Source organism: Burkholderia sp. S171 (assembly GCF_009766085.1).
Lineage (GTDB): Bacteria > Pseudomonadota > Gammaproteobacteria > Burkholderiales > Burkholderiaceae > Caballeronia.
On record NZ_LMUF01000041.1, the window covers coordinates 1 to 15,047 of the forward strand.

Sequence of the window (15,047 nt, forward strand, 5' to 3'; positions counted from 1 at the left end):
TTCGCGTCGCTGCATCTGCAGCACAGAAACGAGATTATGTCGTGCGTTTCGCTTTTCGTCAACAGGTTTTTTACTTCACCCGAACTTTCCGATTCGCTGCAAAGCCCGTCCTGCTTGGCTCCGCGGCATCCTCTTAAGCGCCACGCTTACTGCACTTTCTCACTTCCCTTCGCCTCTTTGGGAAGCGAAGGAACGGAATTCTAGTGCCCGTTGCACCCTTGCGCAAGGGGTTCGTGAAAAGAATTTCAACGGTGCTTAAAAACCGGCTTCCGTTTCTCAACAAACGCGGCCATTCCTTCCTTCTGATCTTCAGTCGCGAAGAGTGAATGGAACATGCGACGCTCAAAATGAACTCCCTCTGCCAGGGTCGATTCATATGCGCGATTAACGGACTCCTTCGCCATCATTACCGCGGGCAGCGAGAAGCTCGCGATTGTCGATGCTGCCTCCATTGCTTCGTCCAGTAAGCTTGCCGCCGGCACAACGCGCGATACCAAGCCAGCGCGCTCCGCCTCTTCGGCGCCCATCATGCGGGCGGTAAGGCACATGTCCATTGCCTTCGCCTTCGACACTGCGCGAGGCAAGCGCTGCGTACCACCAGCGCCCGGAATCACGCCAAGCTTGATTTCCGGTTGACCGAACTTGGCGGTATCGGCGGCAATGATGATGTCGCACATCATGGCCAGTTCGCAACCACCACCAAGCGCGAAACCCGACACCGCTGCGATGATGGGCTTGCGAATAGTTCGTATCGTCTCCCAGTTGCGCGTGATGTAGTCGCCCTTGAATGTGTCCATATAGGAATAGCCGGCCATCATGCCGATATCAGCCCCTGCCGCAAACGCTTTTTCGCTGCCGGTCAGCACGATCGCGCCGATGTTCTCGTCGGCATCGAATTGCTTCAGCACGACTCCGAGCTCATCCATCAAGGCGTCGTTTAGCGCGTTGAGCGCTTTAGGCCGGTTCAGCGTGATCAAGCCGACTCGTCCGCGGACTTCGGTCAAAAGATTCTCGTAAGCCATGCATTCCTCCTATGTGAACTCGCGCGAAAACGCTTCGCGCACGCGTCCCGAAAATGCTAACATTCGCAAACCAACCGGTCGGTCAATTAATTGACCAAGCGTCCATCACCGTTACTCATCCCTTGCCGCCATGACACATCCGCTATTCACGAAGCACGAAGCGACGCTCAATCAAGCGCTTGCCGCCATTGCAACACGTGGCTACTGGAGCCCGTTTCCCGAAATGCCGAGCCCCAAAGTGTACGGTGAAACGGCTAGTTCGGACGGCGAGGCTGCCTTCAAAGCACACCTGAACCGGACGTTCGATCTGGACCAGCCGACAACCGGCGAGAAGATTGGCCATGAGCGGTCGCCCTTCGGGCTCGCGCTCGGAATTCGCTATCCGAAAGCGGACGTCGACGCGCTACTGGCTGCATCCAGAGCGGCTCAAAGTCAGTGGCGCGCGGCCGGCCCCGACACGTGGGCGGGTGTAAGCCTCGAAATACTGACCCGGCTGAACAAGGCGAGTTTCGAGATCGGTTACAGCGTCATGCACACGACCGGGCAAGCCTTCATGATGGCCTTTCAGGCTGGCGGTCCGCATGCACAGGATCGCGCGCTCGAAGCAGTGACCTACGCGTGGGACGAGCTCCGCCGAATTCCCGCCGATGCTTATTGGGAAAAGCCACAAGGCAAAAATCCTCCGCTCGCGTTGCACAAGCGTTTCACCATCGTGCCGCGCGGCACGGGTCTTGTGCTCGGTTGCTGCACCTTCCCAACCTGGAACGGCTATCCGGGGATGTTCGCCGACCTAGCTACGGGTAACACGGTCATCGTCAAGCCGCATCCCGGGGCCATCCTGCCGCTGGCAATTACGGTACGCATCGCTCGCGATGTTTTGCGCGAAGCCGGATTCGACCCGAACGTGGTCACGCTGCTCGCGACCGAGGCGAACGATGGCCTCCTCGTTCAGGATCTTGCGCTGCGCCCCGAAATCAAGCTGATCGACTTCACTGGCAGTACGCAAAACGGCAACTGGCTAGAGCGTCATGCGCATCAGGCGCAGGTCTACACCGAGAAGGCCGGCGTAAATCAGATCGTGATCGACTCCGTAGACAACCTCAAAGCCGTTGCCAGTAATATCGCATTCTCGCTGGCGCTGTACTCCGGCCAAATGTGCACGGCGCCCCAAAACATTTACGTGCCACGCGACGGCATCCATACGAGCGACGGCCACCTGGGCTTCGACGACGTCGCGAAGGCGCTCGCGGCTGCCGTTGAAAAACTGGTCTCCGATCCGGCCCGCGCGGTCGAATTGACGGGCGCCATTCAAAACGATGGCGTGATGGCGCGCATTGCCGACGCCCGGCAACTAGGCGAAGTGCTCACAGATAGTCAATCGCTCGCTCATCCCGCGTTTCCTGACGCCCACGTGCGCTCTCCCCTCATGTTAAAAATGGACGTTCGCACCGACGCCGCAAAATTCACCCAGGAATGGTTCGGCCCAATCTCGTTCGTCATTGCCACGGACTCGACTGCGCAGTCTCTCGACCTGGCGGGATCGATTGCTGCGGAACACGGTGCGCTCACGTTCTCCGTGTACAGCACAGACGATGCAGTAGTCGACGCAGCCTACGACGCAGCAATTCGAGGCGGTGTCGCGCTCTCGATCAATCTGACCGGTGGCGTGTTCGTCAACCAGACAGCGGCGTACTCGGATTTCCACGGCACCGGGGCTAACCCTGCCGCTAACTCGGCGTTGTCAGACGCAGCGTTCGTCGCGAACCGCTTCCGCGTTGTTCAAAGCAGAGTGCATGTTGCACCCAAGACCGCGCCGGCAACAGTTAGCCAAACGGCATAGGTGCCCAGCCCGCAACGCCGCGTGGAGACATAGGCCATTCGGCCGAATGGAACGCGGCGCCGGACACGGCTAGGATCGAAGGCATGCGTATTTGCACAACGTAGCGAGCAAGGAGACACCATGTCCGACAACGGCAATTCAATCGTCATCAGTATCGACGCCAACACGCGCGTCGCCACGCTGACGCTCAATCGTCCCGACAAGCTGAACAGCTTCACGCGGACAATGCATGAGGAACTGAGCAAGGCGCTCGACCAGGTTGAAGAAAGCAACGCCCGAGCATTGGTGATTACGGGGGCGGGACGCGGTTTTTGCGCGGGCCAGGATCTAGCCGATCTTGACTTCACACCCGGGGCGATGACCAACCTGGGCGCCCTGATCGACCGGCATTTCAACCCGCTCGTGCGCCGCCTGCAGACGTTGCCGTTGCCCGTGATTGCCGCCGTCAACGGTATCGCGGCCGGTGCCGGAGCGAATCTCGCCATGGCGTGCGACCTGATCGTCGCGGCGCGCTCGGCAAGTTTCGTTCAGGCTTTTGTGAAAATTGGCCTGGTTCCGGATTCCGGCGGTACGTGGCTCTTGCCGCGGCGCGTTGGCGAAGCACGCGCGCTGGGCCTTGCATTGACCGGCGACAAGCTGGGCGCCGAACAAGCTGAAACGTGGGGACTGGTCTGGAAAGTGGTCGACGACGAGCAATTGCAGAGCGCCGCACTGAAGCTTGCCGCGCAACTCGCGCAGCAGCCCGCCAAGGCTATCGCTGCGATCAAGCACGCTATCCGCGCCGCCGCCAACAATACGCTCGATCAGCAACTGGATCTGGAGCGAGACATTCAACGCGAACTAGGTGACTCATACGACTATGCCGAGGGTGTCGCGGCCTTCAAGGAAAAACGTGCGCCCCGCTTCGACGGCCTCTGAATCTCGATCAGAAAACTCCGGGAGAACGCAACAATGACGCCTCAAGATCTCGCCAACGCGACCGCGCAAGCCATGTACGAAGCGGATGCGTGCAGCCGTGCGCTCGGCCTTGAACTCAAGGAAGTTCGGCCCGGTTACGCGTGCATGCAAATGAACGTCCGCGACGACTTTCTGAACGGTCACGGCATTTGCCACGGTGGACTCATTTTCACGCTGGCCGACTCAACGTTCGCGTTTGCCTGTAACTCGTACAACATCAACACGGTCGCGGCAGGCTGTTCCATTGAATTTCTGCGTGCGGTGAAGGGCGGCGACCGCTTGTCGGCAGAAGCTGTCGAACAATCACTGACGGGGCGAACCGGCATCTACGACATTCGCGTCACGAACCGTGAAGGCGAAACAGTCGCGATGTTTCGCGGCAAGTCGTCGCAGATAAAGGGCAATCTGGTTCCCGTGGAATCCTGACCCACTCTACAAAAACATCGCGCCCATACGAACTTGATTCGGGCGATTGATTGACGATCAAGAAGGAGACATTCAATGACCAACGCGCTTCCGCTGGACCCGATCGAGACGGCCAGCCGCGACGAACTAACGGCGCTGCAACTCGAACGCCTCAAGTGGTCGCTCGCCCATGCGTATAAAAACTCGCCGGTGTATCGCCGCAAGTTCGACGAAGCAGGCGTGCATCCGGATGACGTGAAAACGCTGGGCGACTTGGCGCGTTTCCCGTTTACAACAAAGAAGGATCTCCGCGATAACTATCCGTACGGGATGTTCGCCGTTCCGCACGACCAGATTTCGCGAATCCACGCTTCGTCGGGGACGACGGGCAAGCCCACTGTGGTTGGTTACACGGCGAAGGACATCGACACCTGGGCCAATCTTGTTGCGCGCTCCATCCGCGCTGCGGGCGCACGGCGCGGCGACAAAGTGCACGTCAGCTACGGCTATGGTCTCTTCACGGGTGGCCTCGGCGCTCATTACGGCGCTGAGCGTGCAGGTTTGACTGTGATCCCATTCGGCGGTGGCCAGACCGAAAAGCAAGTGCAACTGATCCAGGATTTTCGTCCCGACATCATCATGGTGACGCCCAGCTATATGCTGTCGATCGCCGACGAACTCGAGCGCCAGGGCGTTCATCCTGCCGATTGCTCGCTGCGCATCGGCATCTTCGGTGCGGAGCCATGGACGAACGACATGCGCACGGCTATCGAGAAGCGGATGGGCATCGACGCTGTCGACATATACGGACTATCGGAAGTGATGGGACCCGGGGTGGCGTCGGAGTGTGTCGAGACAAAGGACGGCCCGACAATCTGGAAGGATCATTTCTATCCCGAGATCATTGATCCAGAGACCGGCGAGGTCTTGCCGGACGGTGAGCTAGGCGAACTCGTATTCACATCACTGACCAAGGAAGCGCTGCCGATTGTCCGCTACCGGACGCGCGATCTCACCCGGCTATTGCCCGGTAGCGCACGAACGATGCGTCGGATGGAAAAAATCACGGGGCGCTCGGACGACATGATGATCGTGCGCGGCGTGAATGTATTTCCAACGCAAATTGAAGAGCTGTTGCTCAAGCAGCACGCGCTCGCACCGCATTACCAGATCGTGCTGACGAAAGAAGGTCCGCTTGATGTGCTCACGTTGCATGTCGAACCTTGTCCTGAAACGGCCCCGGATACCGGTGTTCTCGATCAGGCCAAAGCCGCACTCGCTTATGACATCAAGGCTTTGATCGGTGTCAGTGCAGTGATTCAGGTACTGGGTGTGAACGGTATTGAGAGGTCGGTTGGAAAGGCGCGGCGCGTGATCGACCGGCGGAAAGCAGCGAGTTGATTCTGTAGCCTGCGCTTGTTACGCGAGCGGTACACGCATTCAAGATCCGGCTCTTTCGGGCCGATCCGCGAATGATCGTCCGCGCGCAAAGCAGCGAGTTGATTGCGTAAGCGCCGGTCAAAGCCGACGCTTACGCCTACCCTAGCGACATCTCCAAACAACCCGTCTACGAATTCGGCAGCAGCAGCCACATCCTGCCCCCCTGCTTCATCCGGCCGGCGAGATCCCCTGCATCGTCGCCCAGGCCCCAAAAATAATCCGCGCGCACGCCGCCCTTGATCGCGCTGCCGGTGTCCTGAGCGAACACCAGCCGGTTCATTGGCGCATTGCTCAATGGGCGAGTGGTCTGCAAGAAAACGGGCGTGCCGAGCGGGATAGAAGAAGGATCGACGGCGATCGAACGTTCGGGCGTAAGCGGAACACCCAAGGCGCCCACCGGCCCCGTTCCCACGCCGGCCGCCAGCGTTTCCGTGCCGGGCATCTCGCGGAAGAACACAAAGCGCGGATTGACGTCGAGCAATGCATCGACACGCGATGGATTCGCTTTCGCCCACGCCTTGATACCTTGCATCGTGGCCTGTGCAGGTGTGAGTTCACGCCGATCCAACAGCTCACGCCCGATCGATTTGTACGGCTGGTTGTTCGTCCCGCCAAACCCGACGCGCATCGTGGCGCCATCCTCCATCACGACTTGTCCCGAGCCCTGGATCTGCAGGAAGAACGCTTCGATAGGATCATCGACCCAAACCAGTTCGTTGCCGTTCAACACACCCGAACTTTCAAGCTGGGCGCGCGTGGGCAACGCGGTACCGGATTTGAACCGATACGGCCATCGATACAAAGCGTACTGATAAGGCCCGTGACGCGTACGCGAACCCCGCAACAACGGCTCGTAGTAACCGGTAACGAGACCGTCGAGCGTGCCGTCGGTGTTGGCCAACTGGAATGGCGTGAAGTACGCCTCGAAGAATTCGCGGGCGGCATTCATGTCGAGATCGTCGAGACGTTGAGCCGCCGCGCACGCCCGGCGCCACGCGGGCTGTTGCGCAAGACGGCTGCAGTTCTGGCGCATCGCCGCGGTTGCGCCGAGCAGCGAATCGTCCTGCCAGCCGGGCACCTGCTGCCAACTCACCGCAGTCAGCCGGTTCGCGGCGCGCTGTCCCGTAATGATCGGCGCACCGGTTGGTGGCGCAAGATATCCGGACTTGATAGCCCCGCCACCACCGCACGAAGCGAGCAGGACGGCTGCTGTGATCGATGCCGCCCAACCTGCCAATCCGGCGAGCGAGCGAGTGAAACGCATACAATGTTCGTTCTTGATGAGAACCGCCATGTCTGATCTATTCGACGAATACCCAATGCTTATTTTTGCGCTCGAGTCTCTCTTGGCGCTGCTTCTGCTGATCTTTATCGTCGTGTGGACGGCTTCGGGCAAGAAGAAAAACAGGCGCTAGGAGAACAAACGCAAGCGCCTTTGACCGCACCTGCTCGGGCGCTACTGGTCAATGCAGCGTACGCGGCATGTGCAATGAAAACTCGGCAATGGGCGCCTCGAAACGCTCGCCATCTTCGGCTACGCAAAAATACGAACCACGCATGGTGCCAACGGGCGTCGCAATGACCGCCCAGCTCGTGTATTCGAATTTCTCGCCCGGCGGCAGCAATGGCTGGTTCCCCACCACGCCAAGTCCCTTTACTTCCTGCACTACGTCGTCGCTGTCGGTAATGATCCAGTGGCGCGAGATCAGTTGCGCCGCGACCTGCCCGGTATTGCGGATCGTCAGGGTGTAGGCGAACGCAAACTGGTGGGCGTCCGGATCCGATTGTTCAGGGAGATATTGCGTCTGGACGGATACGCTGAATTCATACTGGCTCATCGCTTTTCCAATTCAAAAATATGCTGCGCGGGTTCGAACCCTTGGCGGACCCAGGCCCGGCGCGGGTTGCGCAAATTTGCGTGAACGTCAGGTGACGCATTCTGCTTGATGCAGCCAGTGCCCGCAACAGAACGCCGCTGCGCGCAAGGGCTTTGTCAAATGCGCAAAACATCTGCGGAAGGCCGCAGGACGGGGGATAGGCCATTTGGCCAGCGGTCAAAAAGGTCGTCACGCTGTAAAATGCATTTTCCGCTCGCAACCGGCTGATGTCATGACGCAATTTCGCCTGTCCCCCAGTATTTTGTCCGCCGACTTTGCCATCCTCGGCGAAGAGGTCCGCAACGTGGTCGCCGCCGGTGCGGACTGGATCCACTTCGACGTGATGGACAACCATTACGTCCCGAACCTGACAATCGGCCCCATGGTCTGTGAGGCGCTGCGTCCGCATACGGATGTTCCTATCGACGTGCATCTGATGGTGCGGCCGGTCGATCGTATCGTGCCGGATTTCGCGAAAGCCGGCGCTAATGTGATCAGCTTTCATCCGGAAGGTTCGGATCATATCGATCGCACGCTCTCGCTGATCCGCGATCACGGCTGCAAAGCAGGCCTTGTCTTCAACCCGGCCACGTCGCTGAATCATCTCGACCACGTGATGGACAAGGTCGACCTGGTGCTGATCATGTCGGTGAATCCGGGCTTTGGCGGCCAGTCGTTCATTCCGGAAGCGCTCAACAAGCTGCGCGAAGCGCGTCGGCGTATCGACGAATACCGCGAGCGGACCGGGCGCGAGATTCATCTCGAAGTGGATGGCGGCGTCAAAATCGACAACATCCGGGAAATCGCGGAAGCCGGCGCGGATACGTTCGTGGCCGGATCGGCCATTTTCGGCCACCACAATTACCACGACGTGATCGCGCAAATGCGCGCCGAGTTGGCCAAAGTGAATACCGGGGAAGCGCGATGAGCGAACTCACGGCCGAGCTTCCGGCGTTCACGAACAAGACGCTGCGCGCGGCGATCATTGACCTTGACGGGACCATGATCGACACCGCCGACGATTTCGTCGCCGCGCTCAACGGCATGCTGGCGCGAATTGGCACGAAGGCCACGGATCGGGACGAAGTCATTGGATTTATCGGCAAGGGGTCGGAGAACCTGATCCGCAGCGTGCTGGCCGTGCGGTTTTCAGCACTGGAAGCAACCACGAAGTTCGAGGACGCGCTCGCGATCTACCAGACCGAATACGCGCGCATCAATGGACAAAGCGCCACCCTCTATCCCGAAGTCACGGAAGGCCTGAAAGCGCTGCGGGATCTCGGTTTGCCGCTGGCATGCGTGACGAACAAGCCGCACAGGTTCGCTGTCGAATTGCTGGCGAAATTCGGCCTGGCCGAATACTTCAAGGTTGTGCTCGGCGGGGACTCCGTTCCGCAAAAAAAGCCGGATCCGGCGCCTATGCTGATTGCCTGCGAGCGGCTGGACGTGCTGCCGCGCGAAGCTGTGGCCATTGGGGATTCGGAGAATGACGCGCTGGCGGGTCGCGCGGCGGGCATGGCGACGCTTACGGTGCCTTACGGTTACAACCACGGCAAACCCGTGCACCTGGTGAAATCCGATGGTATAGTTTCTTCCCTGCTAGCTGCCGCACAGGCAATAGCAGCAACCATGGCCGCGCCCGTAGCACCCGGCGCGACAACATCGACTGACTAGTTCAATCCTCATGTTTCTGAACAAAAAACGGAGTCTGAGCAGCATCGACCGGGGAGCCTGGCCCTGGCGTCGCTGGTCGCGCTAACCTCGCCCGAGGGTCGCTGAAGCTCGTCTTCGGCAACCGTTTTTTGTTTCGCTGCGCATACCGCGCGCCGATCCCGCCGACTTGTTTTACCTTGATGCCTGGCTTGATCCGCATCATTCGTTGCGCCCAAATTCCGTTTTGCGGCCGTGCCGTTTTAGCAAATGGCTACCACCGCCTAAACGATCGGGACAGCGTTTGAAGCATCAGGCAACGCACAAACGAGAGCGAGATTCGCGCCGTGCGGTAAATTGTCCGCAGCGCCCAGTGTGTGCTCGATGTCGCCAAATCCAACAAGCGACACGTAAAGGATCAGAACATGACCGAACTCGAATTCCAATCGCTGGCGAATGAAGGTTTCAACCGCATTCCCCTGATCGCCGAGGCGCTGGCCGACCTCGAAACGCCGCTTTCGCTTTATCTCAAGCTGGCTCAAACCGAGCGCAATGGCGCCAACTCGTTCCTGCTGGAATCGGTAGTGGGTGGCGAGCGCTTCGGGCGTTACTCGTTTATCGGCTTGCCGGCCCGCACCATGATCCGTGTGCAGAACGGCGTGTCGGAAGTGGTGAAGGACGGTAACGTCATTGAAACGAGCCAAGCCGATCCCCTGACGTTTATCGAAGAATTTCAGAAGCGCTTCAAGATTGCGCAGCGCCCGGGACTACCGCGCTTTTGCGGCGGTCTGGCCGGGTATTTCGGGTATGACGCCGTGCGTTATATCGAAAAGAAGCTGGCCCATTCGGCTCCGCGCGACGATCTCGGCCTGCCCGATATCCAATTGTTGCTGACCGAAGAAATGGCGGTTATCGATAACCTCGCCGGCAAGCTTTATCTGATTGTCTACGCCGATCCGACCACGCCCGAAGCCTTCACGAAAGCCAAGCAGCGCCTGCGCGAATTGCGCTCCCGTTTGCGCACGACCGTGCAGCCGCCGGTAACCTCCGCTAGCGTGCGTACGGAGACGTATCGAGAGTTCGCGAAGGACGATTACCTGAACGCGGTGCGCAAGGCGAAGGAGTACATCGCGGCGGGCGAATTGATGCAGGTTCAGGTCGGCCAGCGGCTGGTTAAGCCGTTCCGCGATAACCCGCTCTCGCTGTATCGCGCGTTGCGCTCGCTGAATCCATCGCCGTATATGTATTACTACAACTTCGGCGGTGAGTTTCATGTGGTGGGCGCATCGCCGGAAATTCTGGTGCGGCAGGAAAAACGTGGCGACGAACGGATTGTGACCATTCGCCCGCTCGCCGGCACGCGGCCGCGCGGCAACACGCCGGAACGCGACGCCGAACTCGCCACCGAATTGCTGAACGACCCGAAGGAAGTAGCAGAACACGTCATGCTGATCGATCTGGCACGTAACGATGTGGGCCGGATTGCGCAGACGGGATCGGTCGTGGTGACGGACAAGCTGGCGATCGAAAAGTACTCGCACGTTCAGCACATCGTGAGTTCGGTGGAAGGCAAGCTGAAACCCGGCACGACCAATTTCGACGTGCTGCGCGCCACCTTCCCCGCCGGTACGTTATCGGGCGCGCCGAAAGTGCGGGCGATGGAAATCATCGACGAGCTGGAGCCCGTGAAACGCGGGCTGTACGGCGGCGCTTGCGGTTATTTGTCGTTCACGGGTGAGATGGATCTCGCCATCGCGATCCGCACGGGTCTGATCCACAAGGGCAATTTGTACGTGCAGGCGGCAGCGGGTGTCGTCGCGGATTCGGTGCCCGAGTCGGAATGGCAGGAGACGGAGAACAAGGCGCGAGCAGTGCTGCGCGCCGCCGAGCAGGTGCAAGACGGCCTCGATAGCGACTTCTGATCCGGAGACAGACCATGCTGCTAATGATCGACAACTACGATTCGTTCACCTATAACCTGGTGCAGTATTTCGGCGAACTGGGCGAGGACGTGCGGACTTTCCGCAACGACGAAATTACCCTCGATGAAATCGCGAAGCTCAATCCCGAACGGATCTGCCTCTCGCCGGGGCCGAGCAATCCGCAACACGCGGGCATCACGCTCGACGTGCTGCGCGAGTTTTCCGGAAAGATCCCCATTCTTGGCGTTTGCCTCGGCCATCAGGCTATTGGCGAGGCGTTCGGCGGACGCGTGGTGCGTGCGCAAACCATCATGCACGGCAAAGTCAGCACGATCGAAACGGATTGCCGCGGCGTGTTTTCCGACCTGCCGAAACATTTCAGCGTGACGCGTTATCACTCGCTCGCGATCGAACGCGAGTCGCTGCCGGATTGCCTGGAAATATCCGCGTGGACGCCCGACGGTGAAATCATGGGCGTGCGTCATAAGGAGCTCGCGGTCGAGGGCGTGCAATTCCACCCGGAATCAATCCTGTCCGAGCACGGCCATGCGCTGCTCGAAAACTTCGTCAAGAGCCCGGCGCAAGGCATTCGCGCGTGAACCGAGATCCGATCATGACTATTACGGCCCAGGAAGCGCTACAACGGACAATCGAGCATCGCGAGATTTTCCACGACGAAATGCTGCACCTGATGCGCATGATCATGCGCGGCGAGATGTCGCCGGTGATGTCCGCCGCGATCATCACGGGTTTGCGCGTGAAGAAGGAAACCATTGGCGAGATCGCCGCGGCGGCTACAGTGATGCGCGAGTTCGCGAATCACGTGAGCGTGCCGGATAGCGAGAATCTTGTCGATATCGTGGGCACCGGTGGCGACGGCTCGCATACCTTCAACATCTCGACGGCCACCATGTTTGTCACGGCGGCCGCCGGCGCGAAGGTCGCGAAGCACGGTAATCGCGGGGTATCGAGTAAATCGGGCAGCGCGGACGTGCTTGAAGCGCTCGGCGTGAATATCGACCTGAAGCCGGAACAAGTGGCGGCATCCATTGCCGAAACGGGCATGGGTTTCATGTTCGCGCCGAACCATCATCCGGCGATGAAAAACATCGCGCCGGTGCGTCGTGAACTCGGCGTGCGGACGATTTTCAACATTCTCGGTCCGCTCACCAACCCGGCCGGCGCGCCCAATCAGTTGATGGGCGTGTTCCATGAGGATCTCGTCGGCATCCAGGTGCGCGTGATGCAGCGTCTCGGCGCGAAGCACGTGCTGGTGGTGTACGGCAAGGACGGCATGGACGAAGTATCGCTGGGTGCGGCAACGGTGGTCGGCGAGTTGCGCAACGGCGAAGTGCGCGAGTACGAGATTCATCCGGAAGATTTCGGCCTGCAGATGGTGTCGAACCGAACGCTGAAAGTGGCCGACGCGCAGGAATCGAAGACCATGCTGCTCGGCGCGCTGAACAACAAGCCGTGCGTCGCGCGTGAAATCGTGACGCTGAATGCAGGCACGGCGCTGTATGCCGCGAACGTGGTCGAATCGATCGAGGCCGGCATGGTCGTCGCGAAAGAGGTGATCGCGAGCGGGCAAGCGCGCGAAAAAGTCGATGAACTCGTGCGCTTCACGCAGCAATTCGCCAAATAAAGAGGCCAGGACATGAGTGACATTCTCGACCGCATCATCGAAGTCAAACGCGGTGAAATTCGTATAGCGCAGGAAAGCGTGTCGCTTGAGGAACTGCGTTTGCAGGCGAGCACGCGCGACTCGCGCGACTTCGTCGGCGCATTGCGCGCGAAGCACGCCGCCGGGAAGCCGGCGATCATCGCGGAAGTGAAGAAAGCGAGTCCGTCGAAGGGGGTGCTGCGCGAGAACTTCGTCCCCGCCGATATCGCAAAGTCATACGAACAAGGCGGCGCCGCGTGTTTGTCGGTGCTGACCGACGTGCAGTTCTTCAAGGGCAGCGTTGCATATCTTGAAGAGGCACGCGCCGCTTGCAGCCTGCCGGTTCTACGCAAGGACTTCATTGTCGATGCTTATCAGATCCTGGAAGCCCGCGCGATGGGTGCCGACTGCATCCTCTTGATCGCCGCCGCGCTCCAGCCCTTGCAAATGCGCGATCTGGAAGCGTACGCGCACTCGCTCGGGCTGGCGGTGCTCGTGGAGGTTCACGATCGTGACGAACTCGAGCAATCGCTTACCTTGAAGACGCCATTAATTGGCGTTAATAACCGCAATCTCCGCACGTTCGAGACATCGATTGAAACGACGATCGGCATGCTGGACATGGTTCCCGAAGATCGTATAGTGGTAACCGAATCGGGCATTCTGAGCCGTGTCGATGTCGACCGGCTACGCGCCATGGACGTGCAAACGTTCCTGGTCGGCGAAGCGTTCATGCGCGCCGACGACCCCGGTACCGAACTGGCGCGGATGTTCTTCTGACGTTGCTGCACGGAGTTTATTTTGAGTATTGAACGCGAGATCAAACTGGCGCTGCCCACGTCGGAACACGGTGAAATAGCGAAAGACCTGACGCAACGCACCGGTCAGGAAGGCCGCAAGATCCAGCTCACCAACGTGTACTTCGACACTCCGGATCGCGCGCTCGCCAAAGCGAAAAGTGCGGTTCGCCTGCGCCGCACGCCGGATGAGTGGCTGCAAACGTACAAGACGGCGGGTGAATCGACGGGCGGTTTGCATAACCGGCACGAGTGGGAGCAGCCCGTAGCCGGCGAGGCGCTGGAAATCCCCGCGCTGCTTGAAATCTGCGACGACGAGCAGGCTGCCAACGCGCTCAGCGACGCCGCGCCCGAATTGATTGCGCTATTCCGTACCGATTTCTCGCGCGTGATTTGGGACGTCGAGATTGACGGTGCGCAGATTGAAGCCGCGCTGGATCTCGGCGAGGTCGTGGCGGATGTAGACGGCGAGCGCCTGACCACGCCGATCAGCGAACTCGAACTCGAACTGAAATCCGGCAACGAGGAAGCATTGAACGCCCTTGCCGCGCAAATGCGGGGAGCGTTCCTGTATCTCCAGCCGGAAGACGCCAGCAAAGCACGCCGGGGCTACGACCTGTGCGAGCCCAAAGTGGCCGGATCCAACGGCGGCGTGAAATGAGTCAGGCGTCACTGTTTGAAGCTGAGACATCGAAAGCCCAGCCTTTTACGTCGCTCGAAAGTCAGTTCGACGCGTTGCCGGCCGACTGGCGCAAACATCTGAAGACTTTTATCGATAGCCCGCATTACGCTCCGTTGTGCGCGTTCGTCGACGCCGAGCGCGCCGCCGGCAAGACCGTTTATCCCGCCGATGTCTTCCGCGCCTTGCGCCTGACTCGTCCCGGCGACGTAAAGGTCGTCATTCTCGGACAGGATCCGTATCACGGCGAAGATCGCGGTGCACCGCAGGCTCACGGCTTGGCGTTTTCGGTGCCGGCGCCGGTTCGGCCGCCGCCATCGCTGAAAAATATCTTCAAGGAAATCAACGCCAGTCTTGGTTTTACAGCGCCCGCTCACGGTTGCCTCGACGCTTGGGCGCAACAAGGTGTGCTGCTGCTGAATACATCGCTGACAGTTGAACGCGATAAAGCCGGCAGTCACGCCAAACGCGGCTGGGAACATTGCACCGACACGCTGATTCACGAACTTGCGCGTCGGCACGAACATCTTGTGTTCATGCTTTGGGGCGCGCATGCGCAGGCGAAACGAGGGTTGATCGCGTCGGCGGTGGCGGCTGGAAAAGCGCATTGCGTGCTGGAGGCGCCCCACCCGTCTCCGCTGTCGGCCCATCGCGGCTTTCTGGGCTGCGGGCATTTTGTGTCGGCGAATAAGTATCTCGAGGAACACGGGCGACCCGCCATCGACTGGCGTCTGCCTGACACACCTGCATAAAAAAACCGCCGATGTCTCACGACACGGCGGTTTTTTTCAAACG

The 15,047-nt window shown here is 59.7% G+C and carries 16 protein-coding genes; 13 read left to right on the forward strand and 3 right to left on the reverse strand.

The annotated features are described in order from the left end of the window. Positions 1 to 245: 245 nt before the first annotated feature. Positions 246 to 1,022: an enoyl-CoA hydratase gene (locus GSQ93_RS21750; protein WP_158937721.1), complete on the reverse strand. Its 777-nt coding sequence runs from the start codon at positions 1,020 to 1,022 to the stop codon at positions 246 to 248. A 130-nt stretch (positions 1,023 to 1,152) separates the two neighbouring features. On the opposite strand from GSQ93_RS21750, the gene paaN reads away from it, so the two are divergent. The 4 genes from paaN (at position 1,153) to paaK (ending at position 5,625) form a co-directional block, all read left to right on the forward strand. Beyond that, complete coding sequence (gene paaN, locus GSQ93_RS21755) at positions 1,153 to 2,862, forward strand: phenylacetic acid degradation protein PaaN (RefSeq protein WP_158937722.1); 1,710 nt, start codon at positions 1,153 to 1,155, stop codon at positions 2,860 to 2,862. Positions 2,863 to 2,982: 120 nt separating this feature from the next. Next, positions 2,983 to 3,780 (forward strand): 2-(1,2-epoxy-1,2-dihydrophenyl)acetyl-CoA isomerase PaaG, encoded by a 798-nt coding sequence (paaG, locus tag GSQ93_RS21760; protein ID WP_158937723.1) that lies wholly within the window; start codon positions 2,983 to 2,985, stop codon positions 3,778 to 3,780. 33 nt (positions 3,781 to 3,813) lie between these two features. Then, positions 3,814 to 4,245, forward strand: a complete 432-nt coding sequence (gene paaI, locus GSQ93_RS21765) for a hydroxyphenylacetyl-CoA thioesterase PaaI (RefSeq protein WP_158937724.1) — start codon at positions 3,814 to 3,816, stop codon at positions 4,243 to 4,245. A 75-nt stretch (positions 4,246 to 4,320) separates the two neighbouring features. Next, positions 4,321 to 5,625 carry a phenylacetate--CoA ligase PaaK gene (gene paaK / locus GSQ93_RS21770; protein WP_158937725.1) on the forward strand — a complete coding sequence of 435 codons (1,305 nt, stop codon included), beginning with the start codon at positions 4,321 to 4,323 and terminating at the stop codon, positions 5,623 to 5,625. A gap of 166 nt (positions 5,626 to 5,791) precedes the next feature. On the opposite strand, the gene GSQ93_RS21775 is transcribed toward paaK, so the two are convergent. Then, complete coding sequence (locus GSQ93_RS21775) at positions 5,792 to 6,958, reverse strand: murein transglycosylase A (protein ID WP_158937726.1); 1,167 nt, start codon at positions 6,956 to 6,958, stop codon at positions 5,792 to 5,794. On the opposite strand from GSQ93_RS21775, the gene GSQ93_RS38540 reads away from it, so the two are divergent. Continuing rightward, the gene (locus tag GSQ93_RS38540) at positions 6,957 to 7,079 is read left to right on the forward strand and encodes a hypothetical protein (protein WP_255540185.1); all 123 of its coding nucleotides are present in this window, start codon (positions 6,957 to 6,959) and stop codon (positions 7,077 to 7,079) included. The two genes, GSQ93_RS21775 and GSQ93_RS38540, sit on opposite strands and share 2 nt — an antisense overlap. Before the next feature lie 48 nt (positions 7,080 to 7,127). Here GSQ93_RS38540 and apaG read toward each other — a convergent pair whose 3' ends face one another. Then, complete coding sequence (apaG, locus tag GSQ93_RS21780; RefSeq protein WP_089161389.1) at positions 7,128 to 7,502, reverse strand: Co2+/Mg2+ efflux protein ApaG; 375 nt, start codon at positions 7,500 to 7,502, stop codon at positions 7,128 to 7,130. Positions 7,503 to 7,773: 271 nt separating this feature from the next. Here apaG and rpe point away from each other — a divergent pair, with 271 nt between their 5' ends. The 8 genes from rpe to GSQ93_RS21820 all read left to right on the forward strand — a co-directional run bounded on the left by rpe (position 7,774) and on the right by GSQ93_RS21820 (position 15,004). Next, the gene (gene rpe, locus GSQ93_RS21785; protein WP_158937727.1) at positions 7,774 to 8,469 is read left to right on the forward strand and encodes a ribulose-phosphate 3-epimerase; all 696 of its coding nucleotides are present in this window, start codon (positions 7,774 to 7,776) and stop codon (positions 8,467 to 8,469) included. Then, positions 8,466 to 9,215: a phosphoglycolate phosphatase gene (locus tag GSQ93_RS21790; protein WP_158937728.1), complete on the forward strand. Its 750-nt coding sequence runs from the start codon at positions 8,466 to 8,468 to the stop codon at positions 9,213 to 9,215. The genes rpe and GSQ93_RS21790 overlap by 4 nt, the downstream gene beginning before the upstream one ends. Before the next feature lie 401 nt (positions 9,216 to 9,616). Continuing rightward, positions 9,617 to 11,113, forward strand: coding sequence for an anthranilate synthase component I (gene trpE, locus GSQ93_RS21795; RefSeq protein WP_158937729.1), 1,497 nt, complete (start codon positions 9,617 to 9,619; stop codon positions 11,111 to 11,113). A gap of 14 nt (positions 11,114 to 11,127) precedes the next feature. Next, positions 11,128 to 11,712, forward strand: coding sequence for an aminodeoxychorismate/anthranilate synthase component II (locus tag GSQ93_RS21800; protein WP_031364568.1), 585 nt, complete (start codon positions 11,128 to 11,130; stop codon positions 11,710 to 11,712). Between the two features lie 14 nt (positions 11,713 to 11,726). After that, complete coding sequence (trpD, locus tag GSQ93_RS21805; RefSeq protein ID WP_158937730.1) at positions 11,727 to 12,758, forward strand: anthranilate phosphoribosyltransferase; 1,032 nt, start codon at positions 11,727 to 11,729, stop codon at positions 12,756 to 12,758. 12 nt (positions 12,759 to 12,770) lie between these two features. Then, the gene (gene trpC / locus GSQ93_RS21810) at positions 12,771 to 13,556 is read left to right on the forward strand and encodes an indole-3-glycerol phosphate synthase TrpC (RefSeq protein ID WP_158937731.1); all 786 of its coding nucleotides are present in this window, start codon (positions 12,771 to 12,773) and stop codon (positions 13,554 to 13,556) included. A gap of 21 nt (positions 13,557 to 13,577) precedes the next feature. Continuing rightward, positions 13,578 to 14,234: a CYTH domain-containing protein gene (locus GSQ93_RS21815; RefSeq protein WP_158937732.1), complete on the forward strand. Its 657-nt coding sequence runs from the start codon at positions 13,578 to 13,580 to the stop codon at positions 14,232 to 14,234. Further along, the gene (locus tag GSQ93_RS21820; protein ID WP_158937733.1) at positions 14,231 to 15,004 is read left to right on the forward strand and encodes a uracil-DNA glycosylase; all 774 of its coding nucleotides are present in this window, start codon (positions 14,231 to 14,233) and stop codon (positions 15,002 to 15,004) included. The genes GSQ93_RS21815 and GSQ93_RS21820 overlap by 4 nt, the downstream gene beginning before the upstream one ends. The last annotated feature ends 43 nt before the right edge of the window (positions 15,005 to 15,047 follow it).

Bases quoted from the DNA above. Each gene is read 5' to 3' on its own strand.
- GSQ93_RS21750 (WP_158937721.1), bottom strand. From the start codon at position 1,022: ATGGCTTACGAGAATCTTTTGACCGAAGTCCGCGGACGAGTCGGCTTG.
- paaN (WP_158937722.1), top strand. From the start codon at position 1,153: ATGACACATCCGCTATTCACGAAGCACGAAGCGACGCTCAATCAAGCG.
- paaG (WP_158937723.1), top strand. From the start codon at position 2,983: ATGTCCGACAACGGCAATTCAATCGTCATCAGTATCGACGCCAACACG.
- paaI (WP_158937724.1), top strand. From the start codon at position 3,814: ATGACGCCTCAAGATCTCGCCAACGCGACCGCGCAAGCCATGTACGAA.
- paaK (WP_158937725.1), top strand. From the start codon at position 4,321: ATGACCAACGCGCTTCCGCTGGACCCGATCGAGACGGCCAGCCGCGAC.
- GSQ93_RS38540 (WP_255540185.1), top strand. From the start codon at position 6,957: ATGTCTGATCTATTCGACGAATACCCAATGCTTATTTTTGCGCTCGAG.
- GSQ93_RS21775 (WP_158937726.1), bottom strand. From the start codon at position 6,958: ATGGCGGTTCTCATCAAGAACGAACATTGTATGCGTTTCACTCGCTCG.
- apaG (WP_089161389.1), bottom strand. From the start codon at position 7,502: ATGAGCCAGTATGAATTCAGCGTATCCGTCCAGACGCAATATCTCCCT.
- rpe (WP_158937727.1), top strand. From the start codon at position 7,774: ATGACGCAATTTCGCCTGTCCCCCAGTATTTTGTCCGCCGACTTTGCC.
- GSQ93_RS21790 (WP_158937728.1), top strand. From the start codon at position 8,466: ATGAGCGAACTCACGGCCGAGCTTCCGGCGTTCACGAACAAGACGCTG.
- trpE (WP_158937729.1), top strand. From the start codon at position 9,617: ATGACCGAACTCGAATTCCAATCGCTGGCGAATGAAGGTTTCAACCGC.
- GSQ93_RS21800 (WP_031364568.1), top strand. From the start codon at position 11,128: ATGCTGCTAATGATCGACAACTACGATTCGTTCACCTATAACCTGGTG.
- trpD (WP_158937730.1), top strand. From the start codon at position 11,727: ATGACTATTACGGCCCAGGAAGCGCTACAACGGACAATCGAGCATCGC.
- trpC (WP_158937731.1), top strand. From the start codon at position 12,771: ATGAGTGACATTCTCGACCGCATCATCGAAGTCAAACGCGGTGAAATT.
- GSQ93_RS21820 (WP_158937733.1), top strand. From the start codon at position 14,231: ATGAGTCAGGCGTCACTGTTTGAAGCTGAGACATCGAAAGCCCAGCCT.